This is a genomic window from Paenibacillus amylolyticus, assembly GCF_001570725.1.
Taxonomy (GTDB): domain Bacteria; phylum Bacillota; class Bacilli; order Paenibacillales; family Paenibacillaceae; genus Paenibacillus; species Paenibacillus amylolyticus_A.
Genome location: NZ_BCNV01000011.1, coordinates 190,284 through 204,396 on the forward strand (window position 1 = coordinate 190,284; position 14,113 = coordinate 204,396).

Annotated in this window: 11 protein-coding genes; 2 read left to right on the forward strand and 9 right to left on the reverse strand. The window is 48.0% G+C overall.

The genetic code is table 11. The features are described from left to right. Nucleotides 1-22: 22 nt before the first annotated feature. The 5 genes from PAHA3_RS28035 to PAHA3_RS28055 all read right to left on the reverse strand — a co-directional run bounded on the left by PAHA3_RS28035 (nt 23) and on the right by PAHA3_RS28055 (nt 5,763). Nucleotides 23-754, reverse strand: a complete 732-nt coding sequence (locus tag PAHA3_RS28035) for a metallophosphoesterase family protein (protein WP_062837917.1) — start codon at nt 752-754, stop codon at nt 23-25. Nucleotides 755-979: 225 nt separating this feature from the next. Beyond that, nucleotides 980-1,954 carry a metallophosphoesterase gene (locus tag PAHA3_RS28040; protein WP_062837918.1) on the reverse strand — a complete coding sequence of 325 codons (975 nt, stop codon included), beginning with the start codon at nt 1,952-1,954 and terminating at the stop codon, nt 980-982. 175 nt (nt 1,955-2,129) lie between these two features. Next, a complete protein-coding gene (gene sdhB / locus PAHA3_RS28045; protein ID WP_062837919.1) occupies nt 2,130-2,894 on the reverse strand; it encodes a succinate dehydrogenase iron-sulfur subunit in 765 nt (254 codons plus the stop codon). A 414-nt stretch (nt 2,895-3,308) separates the two neighbouring features. Beyond that, nucleotides 3,309-5,051, reverse strand: a complete 1,743-nt coding sequence (gene sdhA / locus PAHA3_RS28050) for a succinate dehydrogenase flavoprotein subunit (RefSeq protein WP_036673387.1) — start codon at nt 5,049-5,051, stop codon at nt 3,309-3,311. A 43-nt stretch (nt 5,052-5,094) separates the two neighbouring features. Then, nucleotides 5,095-5,763 carry a succinate dehydrogenase cytochrome b558 subunit gene (locus PAHA3_RS28055; RefSeq protein ID WP_062837920.1) on the reverse strand — a complete coding sequence of 223 codons (669 nt, stop codon included), beginning with the start codon at nt 5,761-5,763 and terminating at the stop codon, nt 5,095-5,097. Nucleotides 5,764-6,065: 302 nt separating this feature from the next. Between PAHA3_RS28055 and PAHA3_RS28060 the strand changes: the two genes are divergently transcribed. Further along, nucleotides 6,066-6,989, forward strand: a complete 924-nt coding sequence (locus tag PAHA3_RS28060) for a LysR family transcriptional regulator (protein WP_062837921.1) — start codon at nt 6,066-6,068, stop codon at nt 6,987-6,989. Nucleotides 6,990-7,035: 46 nt separating this feature from the next. On the opposite strand, the gene PAHA3_RS28065 is transcribed toward PAHA3_RS28060, so the two are convergent. Beyond that, the gene (locus PAHA3_RS28065; RefSeq protein WP_062837922.1) at nt 7,036-7,707 is read right to left on the reverse strand and encodes a potassium channel family protein; all 672 of its coding nucleotides are present in this window, start codon (nt 7,705-7,707) and stop codon (nt 7,036-7,038) included. A gap of 54 nt (nt 7,708-7,761) precedes the next feature. Beyond that, nucleotides 7,762-9,081 carry a TrkH family potassium uptake protein gene (locus PAHA3_RS28070; protein ID WP_062838053.1) on the reverse strand — a complete coding sequence of 440 codons (1,320 nt, stop codon included), beginning with the start codon at nt 9,079-9,081 and terminating at the stop codon, nt 7,762-7,764. Between the two features lie 446 nt (nt 9,082-9,527). Between PAHA3_RS28070 and PAHA3_RS28075 the strand changes: the two genes are divergently transcribed. Further along, nucleotides 9,528-11,225 (forward strand): CPBP family intramembrane glutamic endopeptidase, encoded by a 1,698-nt coding sequence (locus tag PAHA3_RS28075; RefSeq protein WP_062837923.1) that lies wholly within the window; start codon nt 9,528-9,530, stop codon nt 11,223-11,225. Here PAHA3_RS28075 and uvrC read toward each other — a convergent pair. Then, on the reverse strand, nt 11,194-13,281 hold the full coding sequence (uvrC, locus tag PAHA3_RS28080; protein ID WP_062837924.1) for an excinuclease ABC subunit UvrC: 2,088 nt from the start codon (nt 13,279-13,281) through the stop codon (nt 11,194-11,196). The two genes, PAHA3_RS28075 and uvrC, sit on opposite strands and share 32 nt — an antisense overlap. Nucleotides 13,282-13,624: 343 nt before the next feature. Beyond that, on the reverse strand, nt 13,625-13,942 hold the full coding sequence (gene trxA, locus PAHA3_RS28085; RefSeq protein WP_017692451.1) for a thioredoxin: 318 nt from the start codon (nt 13,940-13,942) through the stop codon (nt 13,625-13,627). Nucleotides 13,943-14,113: the final 171 nt, after the last annotated feature.

A 14,113-nucleotide genomic window follows, 5' to 3' on the forward strand; every position in this document is an offset into this window, starting at 1 on the left:
CCCTTAAGGGTTAGGATGCTGACTACTCCTGCAACCCACGATAGACCCCCGTACGAATCTCACGGATATAAAAATCCAATGCAGGAACATTTGCCGACTGTGCAGCTTTTACTTCCCTCTCAATATCATAAGGTACCCGCACAAATTGAACATTGAATGGGATATTGTTATCATTGCTATCTTCACCCTCCAGAATACAGTAGGAAGCCTGGGGAAGATCCAGCGGATTACCTACACTGCCTGCATTAAACAGTAGCTTGCCATTCATATACTGCAAGTATGCGTTATGCACATCACCATAACCGACGACGTCTGCAATACCTCTGTCAGGCTCATCAGCCGGAGGATCAAACATTGCTAACCTTTTTTCCAGCTCATCCCAAGGCTGTACACGATGGTATACACTTTGAGGTGAAGCATGAACCAGGCGGATAGTGCGACCACTCAGTTGAAACTGATGACTGAATGGTAGACTTGCCAAGTATGCCAAACGTTCCTCACCAAGCCGTTCAGCTTGCCAAGTGAAATTCTCGTTGTCCTGGTTAACGGCAACCAGTTCATCCCAATTACCGCGGATGACAAGTTCGCACGTCGCTCTCACCTGATCAACAACCTGTACCGGTTCTGGTCCTTTGCCCACGAGGTCACCGAGACAAAAGATTCGCTCTACGCCACGACTTCGTATATCTTTTAGCACTGCTTCCCAGGCAGTCATGTTGCCATGAATGTCGGATACAATCGCAATTCGTTCCATCTGGATAACCTCCATTCATGTTGAATCGTTCACTGTTGTACGTTTACACATTCACTCCGATGACAGAATAACCTTCCGATCGCTGTTATCCCCAGATTTTTTGATTCCCTTCTTCAAAGGAAAAATCCGGAGATTAAGGCGAACGCTTCGCTTCTTCACGTTATTTCTGTCCTCTCCGTTCTCGTGTAAAAAGTTTAGTTGAACTGATATGATCTTATATTCCTTTTATGTGGTTAATCCTTTAAGCTCAAACACCGTTAGTTCAGGTCTGCACAGAAAACGAATGGGCAGTTGGGTCATGCCAAAACCACGATTCACATACACGGGCATCTGTGTCTGGGTGGAGTAATATACCCCCTGGACATCCGTGTAATACAACCCCTGAACATACTTATGCGAACCTCGCGGAGTCGTCAGCGCCCCCACCCAGGGAAAACGTACCTGTCCACCATGGCTATGACCGGAAAGCTGCAATCCGAAACCATAGGGAGTGGCAATGTCGGCATAATCCGGTTCATGCATGAGCAGAAGCTTCCACACATCATGATCCAATTCCTTGATAGCTTGGGCAGGATCAGGTCTGCCTGTCAGCGCGTCATCGAGACCTGCTATGGCCAGACGTTCGCCCCCTTGTTCAATCACCACATGTTCGTTCCGCAACAATGTGAATCCGGCTTCACGGAACATGGTTGCCACTTCATTCTGCTGGCCGCCCCGATAATCATGATTCCCCAAAACCGCAAATTTGCCATACTTCGCTTGCATGGAGGCCAATATCGGAATACATTCACGCATCGGCTCTGCTTCCCTCTCGACGATGTCTCCGGTAAAACAGATCAAGTCCGGTTGCTGCTCCTCAATCGTTGCTGCGAGCTTCTTCATCTCTTTCACCCCGGTATGAAAACCAAGATGAGCATCGCTGAACTGAACGACACGTAATCCGTCAAATGCCTTTGGAAACTTCGGCAGTTTCAGCCCCACTTGCTTGATTTCCAGACGACGCGGCTCCCAAAGCCAGGCATAACCTCCTGTAAGCAAACTGGCACCTGCCGTCATCAAAACCATACGCAATAAGAAACTTCGGCGAGAGGGATCATGATCCTTTTCTTCTCCAGGAAACACAGACTCTTCTGCACCTGGTGCCTTGTGCGAGCGCTGGGACGGCGAGTTGTTACTCCCCTGACGCGGTGTCTCTGCCATATCTCCCCCTCCTTCTACGCTCCATATCCATCCCCTTAGTATACCATATTCTGCATGGATAGCCCGGTTCCTCTGCTTCTTTGTAAAAAGAAGCCGGGATCTCCGGCATGTTGCTGCACGGGATCACGACTTCTTCTAAGTTGCAGATTGCACTTCTGCACATGTTATGACGAGATTATACACCCAACCAGCGTTTGAACATATGCTTGGTCGTTTGTTTGTTCATTTCGGCAATGGAGGTTGTCAGTGGAATACCTTTGGGACAGGATTGCACACAGTTCTGTGAGTTACCACAGCCCTCAATGCCTCCGTCTTCCATCAATGCTTCCAGACGATCATCGGCGTTCATCTCCCCTGTTGGGTGAGCATTGAACAGGCGCACTTGGGACAGTGCTGCTGGACCAATAAAGTCTGTTTTCTCATTGACGTTCGGGCATGCTTCCAGACATACACCACATGTCATGCATTTGGACAGCTCATATGCCCACTGACGCTTCTTCTCAGGCATCCGTGGACCTGGTCCGAGGTCATAGGTACCATCGATCGGAATCCATGCTTTAACACGTTTCAGAGCGCTAAACATCCGGGTACGGTCGATGACCAGGTCACGAACCACCGGGAATGTCTTCATTGGTTCGATGCGAACAGGCTGTTCAAGCTTGTCGATCAGGGCTGCACACGCTTGACGTGGCTTGCCGTTGATGACCATGGAGCAGGCACCGCAGACTTCTTCGAGACAGTTGGAATCCCAGCACACGGGAGCAATGGATTTGCCATCTGTATTAACCGGGTTACGCTGAATCTCCATTAGGGCGCTGATCACGTTCATGTTGGGACGGTACGGAAGCTCAAATTCTTCGTTGTACGAAGATGACTCCGGGCTGTCCTGACGGGTGATGATAAACTTGACGGTTTTGTTGGCTGTAGCTTGTTCCGCCATATCGTTGTCCCCTCCTCTGGTGACGATGATTGTATTGCTGATGCGCAAAATGGTTTGGTGCACGGGAGACGCTTCGTCAGCGGAATGCCCCTCTGATCGCTGTTATCCCCGGATTTTTTTGATCAACCCTTTCCAGGGTTAAAATCCGGTGATAAAGGCGAACGCGTTGCTTCTTCAGGTCATTTCCGCTTCCTCCGCTACGTCGTGCACTGGGTCACTTTGCTGGAAACTGCACTCCATTCATGCTGGATGGGCAGTATTGAAGTGCTGAAGCATCGCTAAGGCGCTTTGCTTCTTCTGGGCATTTACATCAATTTGATGGCAGTAACTTTGAAGAAGCTCTGCTTCTCCAAAGTTCTCCTGCCTCTCCGTTCAGGTGCTTAACTATTCATTGCATGAATAGTGTGGTACTACTTAATCCTTAGAGTAGTCCCGGATACGTGGTGGGATCAGGGATACGTCTACTGGCTCGTACGAGATTTTCGGGCCTTCCTTCGACCAGCTTGCGATGGTCGTTTTCAGGAACTCTTCGTCATTACGTTCCGTAAATTCCGGTTTGTAATGCGCGCCGCGGCTTTCGTTACGCAGCAGTGCGCCCAGAGTCATCGCTTCTGCCAACTCAATCATGTTCCACAGTTGGCGGGTGAACGCTGCGCTCGGGTTGTTCCAACCTGAGCTGTCGTACATGTTGATTTTGCCGTAACGCTCTTTCAATTCCTTGATCTTGCCGATCGTGGCTTCAAGCTTGTCGTTGTAGCGTACAACCGTCATGTTGGCTGTCATCCACTCGCCAAGCTCTTTATGAATGACATAGGCATTTTCCGTGCCCTGCATTTTCAAGATGCCTTCGTATTTGTCGCTTTGTTGTTTGGTGTGTTTCTCGAATACGGAAGATGGGATATCAGCGGACGATTTTTTGAGTCCTTTGATATATTCAGCCGCTTTCGGTCCAGCCACCATACCACCGTAGATCGCGGATACGAGTGAGTTTGCACCCAGACGGTTCGCGCCATGGTATTGATATTCACATTCACCAGCTGCGAACAGCCCCGGAATGTTGGTCATTTGATTGTAATCTACCCACATGCCGCCCATGGAATAATGGACTGCCGGGAAGATTTTCATCGGGATTTTACGCGGGTCATCACCCATGAACTTCTCATAGATCTCAATGATGCCGCCGAGTTTAACATCCAGTTCCTTCGGATCTTTGTGCGACAGGTCGAGATAAACCATGTTCTCGCCGTTCACACCCAAGCCCATATCTACGCAGACGCTGAAAATTTCACGAGTCGCGATATCACGCGGAACCAGGTTACCGTAGGACGGATACTTTTCTTCAAGGAAGTACCACGGCTTGCCGTCTTTGTACGTCCAGATTCGTCCACCTTCCCCACGCGCAGATTCGGACATCAGACGCAGCTTGTCATCTCCTGGAATGGCTGTCGGGTGAATCTGAATGAACTCCCCGTTGGCGTAATTTACACCTTGCTGATACACGGCACTTGCCGCTGTACCTGTGTTAATTACAGAGTTGGTCGTTTTACCGAAGATGATACCCGGACCACCGCTCGCCAGAATAACTGCTTCTGCCGGGAAGGTCTGTACTTTCATCGTTTTCAGATCCTGAGCTACGATCCCGCGACATACGCCTTCATCATCCAAAACTGCCTGCAGGAATTCCCAGTTCTCATATTTCGTAACCAGGCCCGCTGCTTCCCAGCGACGCACCTGCTCGTCTAATGCATAGAGCAATTGTTGCCCTGTTGTCGCTCCGGCAAACGCCGTACGGTGATGCTTTGTTCCCCCGAAACGACGGAAATCAAGCAAACCTTCCGGTGTCCGGTTGAACATTACGCCCATACGGTCCATCAAGTGAATGATGCCAGGTGCTGCTTCGCACATCGCTTTAACAGGAGGTTGGTTCGCAAGGAAGTCACCGCCGTATACCGTATCGTCAAAGTGTACCCATGGGGAGTCACCCTCACCCTTGGTATTTACCGCTCCGTTAATGCCGCCTTGTGCGCATACAGAGTGGGATCGTTTAACAGGAACCAGTGAAAATAAATGAACATGGACTCCGGCTTCAGCCGATTTGATCGCCGCCATCAAGCCTGCGAGACCGCCGCCCACAATAATTACATTCGTTGATGCCATTGCTGTTCACTCCCTTATAAGTCAGCATTTATACGCTAAATGCTTAAATTAGAACTGTTTTAACTGCGTCAATCATCGAAGTAGCTGTCTGGAAATCAATGCTCCGGAAAGCAAATAGTGAAGCAATAAACATGATGGAAACGATAGCGAACAAACTCATACATACGTAAGAGGATACACGCTGCGCACGCGGACCAACTGTAATCCCCCAGCTAACGAGGAACGACCACAGGCCATTGGCAAAGTGATATGAAGCCGCAACCACACTGATCATATATATCGCAAAGGTTATCGGATTCGTCACCGCATCATGTATGACGCCGCCAATCTCTTCATGGGATACGTTACCCAGTGCAATCTGTACCCGCGTCTCCCATACATGCCAGATGACGAATACAAACGTAATGATACCGCTTACCCTCTGCAACGTGTAGCGCCAGTTGCGCTCATTACCGTAACGCCCAACGTTAGGCTTGGCCTGATAGGCAATGTAAAGACCATAAACACCGTGATAGAACAACGGCAGCCAAATGAGTGTCGCCTCAATTACAATAACAAGAGGCAAACCGTTCAGAAATGCAACGGCACCATAAAAAGCTTCTTTGCCGCCTTCAACTGCTGTGAAGTTCGTCACCAAGTGCTCAATAAAGAACAGACTGAGCGGAATGACGCCAAGCAAGGAGTGCAGCTTTCTGGAGTAAAACCCTTTCATAAAATGTCGATCCCCTTTCGCTAAATACAACGTTTTCATAAATGATTTCACTTATCGTGACACGAATCCTTTTCCATGAAAAGGTTCGACAAATTGTTCCGTTTTCGCCAGGTGTGAACAACTTGTGTCACGATTCATGTTACTCCTTTTTTTCTTATAAGGGAATTGCAATATAATTATTAAATGTTATAACCTATAGGTATAAGCAGTGAAACATTGGGTTTACAGGCCATACAACATGGAAAACGATTAAGCAAGGGCAAGAATCACACTCATCACTCATGGAAAAGAGGTCGTAATTCATGTTCGAAGAGTTAAACGCATTTGCAGCGGTCGTGGAGCAGTCCAGTCTGAACCGTGCATCCAAGTTACTGAACTTGTCCCAACCCGCACTCTCACGCAAAATTGCTAAATTGGAGGATGAACTCGGGGTTGCCCTATTCCACCGCCGGGGCAAACGGCTGGAGTTAACCAGTGTGGGCCAGCTCGCCTATACGTTCGCGGTAGAACAGAAGCAGCAGCAACAGAAGTTCCTGACGATGCTCGCCCAGTATAAGGATGAAGAACAGAGCACCATTACACTCGGCGCAAGCCTGACGACGCTTCAAACCACATTACCGCCTCTCGTTAATGCCTTTATGGAGAAACATCCGAATGCCGAACTGAAATTGTTGACGGGGAAAACGCATGAGATTGTCTCTTTTGTACGTGACAAAAAAGCCGATGTGGGTATTGTTGCTTCTTCCATCAGCGAAGTAGGGCTTAACTGTGTGCCGCTCTTTGACGATCATCTGGAGCTGGTAGTGCCGCTCACGCACCCTTTGTCCGGCAAGGAAGCCGGAATGGAGCATTTGCAGGATCTGCCGATGATCACGTTCTCCAAAGGCACCTGGTACCGCAAATTAACGGACGACCTCTTCCAGCGCTGTGCCGTGATGCCGGATATTCGTATGGAGATTGATTCCTTCGAAGCGATCATCCGACTTCTGCCTTCCGCCAAAGCCGCTGCTCTATTACCCAAGTCATATCTCCGTCCACAATTGCTCGCGGACAACGATCTGGTTTCTGTTCATTTGCCACAACTACAACAGACCCGAAGAACTACCTGCATGATCTATGGGGAAAAGGAAGACCTCAGTGAGACCTCCAGACAATGGGTCAAGGAGACGGCTGCACTCTTTACAGCAAAGGCGCCATTGCCCTCACGGAGGACTACGACGCCTTAACTTTAATCTGATCAGCCAGGCTCCCATTTTTAATCATCTTAACTTATCAGCTCTCCTGGCTGATAACCTCCTCTTCAAACCGTTCAATATCTGCATTATTACCGATAATGACCATAATATCCCCCATTTGAAGCGAGTCCAGTGCTGTCGGAGCAATAATGACCCCGGCTTCTTTCTGTAACGCCACAATGCTGCAACCAAAGCGTACACGTGCATTGAGGGTTGAAAGTGTTTTGTTGTGCAGACAGGCGGGAACCTTCATCTCGACAATACTGTAGTCATTGGATAGTTCAATGTAGTCAAGCAAGTTCGGGGTAACCAGCTGATGGGCAACCCGAATGCCCATATCCCGTTCAGGGTAGACGACACGATCGATCCCCAGCTTATCCAGTGCTCGTCCGTGAAGGACGGATATGGCCTTGGCCACGACCGTCTTGACGCCCAGTTCTTTTAACAAGATCGCGGTGAGAATGCTCGTCTGGATATCATCCCCAATGGCAACGATGCAGCAGTCAAAATTACGAATCCCCAGGGAGCGCAGCACTTCCTCATCTGTGGCATCGGCTACAACGGCATGGGTGACCAATTCACTCATGTCTTCGACGACTTCTTCATTTTTATCGATCCCGAGCACCTCGTAGCCGAGTTCCATTAATTCCTGTGCCAGACTGGAGCCAAACCGTCCGAGCCCAATCACCGCAAACTGCTGTGTTTTCATTGTTCTTCACGAACCCCTTATCCAAATCAATTTCATAACTCACTAAAAATGGATTCATCCAATAATCATTTTGCCTTCCGGATACCTGTATAACTCTTTACCCTTTTTCTGCCCAAGTGCATACGCTAATGTAATGGGTCCGAGCCTTCCTGCGAACATTGTAAAACAGATCAGGAGCTTCCCGATGGTGGTCAGCTTCAGCGTTAGTCCGAGTGATAATCCCACGGTGCCAAAGGCAGATGTCGTTTCAAATAAAATCATCATAAAGCTGGCTTCTTCTGTGGTACTCAGCGCCATCGTTACGGCTATGATGAACAAGAGCGCCAGCAATGTAATGGTAAGCGCCTTGAAAATCCGTTCCTGTACAAGCCGGTAGCGGAAAAATACGATATCTTCACGTCCACGCATCATGGCGATGACTGCGCCAGCCATAATCATAAATGTCGTCGTTTTGATCCCGCCTCCGGTTGAGCCCGGTGAAGCACCGATGAACATCAAAATGATGATAAAGAACTGCGTTGCCTGCCTGAGCCCGGCAATGTCTACCGTATTGGCCCCTGCAGTTCGCGGTGTAACTGACTGGAAAAACGAACCGAGTATTTTGCCACCCCAGTTCAGACCACCGAGCGTCCGGGGATTGCTGAATTCGAATACGAAAATAACGAGTGCACCAAACACAATCAACAATCCAGTCATCAATAGTACCACTTTGGAATGTAGAGACAGCTTCCGCGTTTTGCGGTAATCCACCAGATCAGACAGCACTACAAAACCGATACCACCAGCGACAATCAGGAACATGGCTGTAAAATTCACCAGCGGGTCATATACATATCCGGTCAGACTGCGGAAATCCCCAAACATATCAAAGCCCGCATTGTTGAACATCGAAATCGCATGCCAGTAACCGTAATAGATCGCCTGTCCGATTGGCATGTCGAACGACCAGCGAATGGCAAAGAGCGTACCACATATGCCTTCGAGAATGAGTGAGTAGATCACAACTTTACGAATCAGTCGAACGATGCCCTCCATCGTGCTCTGATTCATCGCTTCCTGTAGAATCAGCCGCTCCCTAAGCGAGATCCGCCGTTTGAACGCAATGGCAACCAACGTAGACATCGTCATGAAGCCAAGTCCGCCAATCTGAATCAGAATCGCGATCACAACCTGACCCAGCACCGAAAAATGAGTCCCTGTATCGACCACAACCAAACCGGTGACACATACGGCAGAAGTTGCCGTAAAGAGCGCATCAATAAAGGCAAGGCTCTCACCGTTACGGCTGGATGCCGGAAGCATTAATAAGAGTGTACCTACCAATATGATGCCAGCAAACCCTAACACAAGAATACGTGGTGGCGATAATCGCATCCATTGAACATTCAGTTTCACTTGAGTATCATCCACCTCTGCTAAAATGAAAATAACTCCACACCCCGTGGAGCCTTCTTCATCTGAAATGCTGTTTCCAAACGTTAAACATGTATGATTCAGATTAAAACGACATATATAATGAAGTTGGAATATAATCTATTCGTTCCCTTGTTGGGCGAAAGACATGCGAATCGTTGCACATTTGTTTCAAAATTATAAGCGCTGCGGCGTTTGCAGACAAAACGTTTTTTGTGTAAATCGGATCGAATTCAGCCAAAAAGGGAAAAACTCAGATATGGCGACGGATGGATCAGATTCTTTCGATCCTTTTCATTCATTTTCAAGGATTTACACCTGTTTTCGTTACATCATTGGCATTCGGGCATCGCCCTGTGCTATGTTTACTTTAATATCCATATTAGATTAAGGAGGAACACCATTACATGAATCCCTTAGGGAAGCCTTTGCTACTCAAGGCTAACTTCAAGCGTCTGGGGTTGCTTGCGGCGATCGGCCTGATTCTATTTTTTGTATTTCAGATCTTTCCTGCTACCTCATCGCAAACCACAGAAATTTCGTCTACGTCCTTCATAACCAAGGAGCAGGCGACGCAATCCGCACGATCTTTCGCAGCTTCTGTGGATGACTATACACTGCCAAATGATGCTGGAAACACCCTGGTAACCTACCAGACACATTCCGATATTTACGGGTATATGGCCAAAACGAAACAACTCGACGCCTATAACCAGAAATGGGAAACAGCCTATCCTTACGATGTATACCGCGTTCGTTTGCCTGATCAGGACAAAGGCGGTTATCTTCATGTTGACGTACATATGAAAACAGGAAAAGTGGTCGGCTTCAAACGAGAACTCCCTTCTTCCCTCTATACCGCTATTGAGGCGGAAGAAAGCACTGGGAAAGTGACCACATCGCAAGTGCTTGCCGAAGGCAATATGTCTCTAGACGAGAAAGAACAGCTTGCGGCTGGCGTTCTGGCCGAATTCGGTTATGAAGTGCCGACACTTCAACTGGATACTCGCGATGGTGAAGCGGGACTGAAGTATACAGATTCTGAAAAAACGATTGGAGACTCCAAGCTTGAACTGAACTTTACGTTTGAAGAGGGTGCGGTACGATCGTTCGATCCTGGCTTCTCGGTCCCTGAATCCCATACCGATTATGTGAAAGCTCAGACGCGTCAAGCCAACTGGATGACCTATGGCGGCTATGCATTCCTGACCCTTGTTCTGGGCGTGCTGGCCATTATCTATAGCATTCTGACCCGAACACATACGTCTTTCAAACGCGGGATCATTCTCTCGCTGGTGTATTTCGCAGCTTCGGTGATTGGCACGCTGAACATGATTCCTCTGCTTCAGGCACAAGGATTCTCCAACTTCATGTTAGCGTTCCTGATGTTATTTCAGATAGGCATTACACTGGTCATGAGTGCAACCATCTATCTATCCCTCGTTGCCGGTGACGGCATGTGGCGTAAAATAGGTCTGAACCCTTGGCCTCGTGCCAAAGAACCGGGATACGGAAAATATGTACTTCACAGTATGTATGCTGGTTACCTGTGGGCATTCATTCTGCTGGGTGTGCAATCCATCCTTTTCTTCATTCTGGAGAAGAGCATTGGCACATGGTCAACAACGTCAGCAGATCAATCTACATTTAATATGACCTATGCCTGGCTTTTCCCGATTATGGCCTGGATGGCCGGTATTGGTGAAGAAGCCGTATACCGACTGTTCGGCATTCGTATGATGCAGAAGATTGTGCGTAACACATTTATTGCATGTCTGATTCCAACCATCATTTGGGCACTGGGACACACCTTGTATCCGATCTACCCGGTAATCACCCGTCCCATTGAGCTGATGGTGATTGGATTGCTGTTCAGTCTGATCATGCTGCGTCACGGCTTCATCGCCGTTGTATTCGCCCATGTGATCTTCGACAGCTTATTGATGGGACTCAGCCTGATCTTTATGGGCGATGCCCTGAATATGGCTGCTGGACTCTTCTGGATCGTACTCCCGGCCATCGTTGGTTATGTGGTCTACAAATTCAATCCAAAACAAAAAGAGAAGCCGTATGTTACGACTCCTCATCCCGAAGTGCTGCAATAATCTGATTTGCCAACTTGTCACCAATAGATAGAGGCCGGAAGTCTTCGACGCTGGCCTCTTTTATTTTGCGCAAAGAGCCAAAATGCTTCAACAGCAGCTTACGCCGCTTCTCTCCGATCCCAGGAATGGCATCCAAACGTGACGTCACCATCGACTTACCCCGCTGCTCGCGGTGGAACGAGATCGCGAAACGGTGAACTTCTTCCTGTATCCGCTGCAACAGGTAAAATTCCTGACTATCCCGAGGCAGGGAGATGACCTCCGGTGGATTACCGATCATCAGCTGTGAAGTCTTATGCTTCGCATCCTTCACCAGACCACATACCGGAATAAACAGCCCCAGCTCATTTTCCAAAATATCGACCGCAGCCGAGATCTGCCCTTTACCACCATCGACCACAATCAGGTCAGGCTGAGTCAGGTTTTCTTTCAATACCCGCTCGTAACGGCGACGGATGACCTCTCTCATCGTTTCATAATCATCCGGTCCTTCAACCGAACGGACCTTATACTTCCGATATTCCTTCTTATCCGGTTTACCATCCGTAAATACGATCATAGCGGATACCGGATTCGTTCCCTGGATGTTCGAGTTATCAAAGGCTTCTATTCGACGAAGCTGGTCCAGTCCAATAAAACGTCCCAGTCCTTCGGCAGCTTTGGATGTCCGTTCTTCATTTCGCTCAATCAAACGGAACTTCTCTTCCAATGCTACACGTGCGTTATCCACAGCCATCGTAATCATCTGCCGTTTCAATCCACGTTGCGGAATGAGCACTTTGATCTCCAACCACTCCTGTAACGCAGCAGCAACCTGGGTTGGGTCTTCCAGACCTGCCGGGAGCTTCTCAGTTGAAGCAGTTGTATCCGTTATTGAAGCATCCTCTTGCATACTCTCAGGTTGATCATCTTCTGCCTCAGCGGAACTTTCATAAGCTGCACGAGTCTCGGCAACCAGTGGCTGGGAAGCGAACTTTTGCTCCACTTGTCCCGTCTGTTCGAACTCCACTGTAACTGCGGCAGGCACCGCTCCATCAGCATCAGAACCCGTATCCGTACTTTCTTCACCGGTTGACATATCTTTGGGCATTTCCGGCAACAGAATCTCTTGTGGCAATGCCGGATTATCGCTGTAATACTGTGTCACGTAGGACATAAAGTCACTGTACGCCTCACCGTAAAACGGGAAGGTAGAGACATGGCGTTCAATCATTTTACCCTGACGCATATATAGAATCTGGACACACATCCAGCCTTTATCAATGGCAAAACCAAATACATCGCGGTCTCTAGCATCGGCCATTGTAATTTTCTGTTTTTCCATCATCGCATCGATGGCAATCACCTGATCGCGTAGTTCCTTGGCACGTTCAAAATAAAGGTCCTCCGCAGCTTCCTGCATCTTCCGCTGCAAATCCTTTTTAATCTCTTCATGTCCACCGCTCAGAAATGAACCGATCTCTTGCGAAATCTGATCATACTGCTCCTTCTCCACTTCCTTCACACAAGGGGCAAGACACTGGCCCATGTGATAATACAGGCACACTTCTTTGGGCATTACACCACATTTGCGCAGTGGATACATACGGTCGAGCAGTTTTTTCGTTTGGTGTGCCGCATACGAGTTCGGATAAGGTCCGAAGTATTTGGCTTTATCTTTCAGCACGCGCCGGGTTACTTCAAGCCGGGGGTGCTTTTCATTCGTAATTTTAAGATACGGGAATGTCTTGTCATCCTTGAGCAGTACGTTATAACGCGGCATATGTTTCTTGATCAGGTTACACTCCAGAATAAGTGCTTCCATGTTACTGCCTGTCACGATATATTCAAAATCACGGATTTCGGAGACCAGCCGCTGGGTCTTTCCGTTATGACTGCCGATAAAATAAGAGCGTACGCGGTTCTTCAGAACTTTGGCTTTACCTACATAGATAATGGTGCCTTCACTGTTCTTCATCAGGTAACAACCCGACATGTCTGGCAGCAAAGCGAGCTTATGACGAATCTGCTCCAATGCCTTCTCCTGATCCTGCAAATCATTCATGAATTGGTCCATAATTCGGTGAATCCTCCTTCCCGAAAAAGCTGAAATCCTCACGTTACATGAGTGACTCCGATGACAGAATGATCTTTCAATCGCTGTTATCCCCAGATTTTTTCGATTCCCTTTTTTAAAAGGGAAAACTCCGGTGATAGCGTACGCTTCCGATGAAGCTTTCTTTCAGAAAGCTTTTAGGCGAACGCTTCGCTTCTACAGCTCACTTCTGTCCTCTCCGTTAACATGTAAATTTCCAGTTTCATTTTATAAAAAATATATACTTTATATTGTCCTATATAAAGGTATTCGACGCAAAACGCCCCCGGCATGTAAACCGGAGGCGTATGTGTAAGCCTGTAAATTATTGGTGTTTTGCGATAATTCCTTTGAGCGCATCTTTCGAGTTCAGACCAACCACTTTATCTACTGGTTGACCATCTTTGAAGAAGATCAAAGTTGGAATGCTCATTACGCCGAAGCGGGAAGCAGATTCCGGATTTTCATCCACGTTAACTTTAGCAATTTTCACTGCATCGCCAACTTCTGTGGACAGCTCTTCCAGGATTGGAGCGAGCATTTTACAAGGACCACACCAAGGCGCCCAGAAATCAACAAGAACCGTTCCTTCGCCTTCTACTTCAGCGTTGAAGGATTGATCGGATACGTTAACAATAGCCATGAAATTGTCCTCCTTATATATACTTACGGTTTATTTTAACCTGTAACGTCGTGAACGACACTTCCAGTATAACACAGGTACGTCAAACTTGTGAATTGAACGCTACAATGTTCATCTTCCCAACATCAAATCTTCACAATTACAGGATGTGGCATGCCAACTGCAAAATCT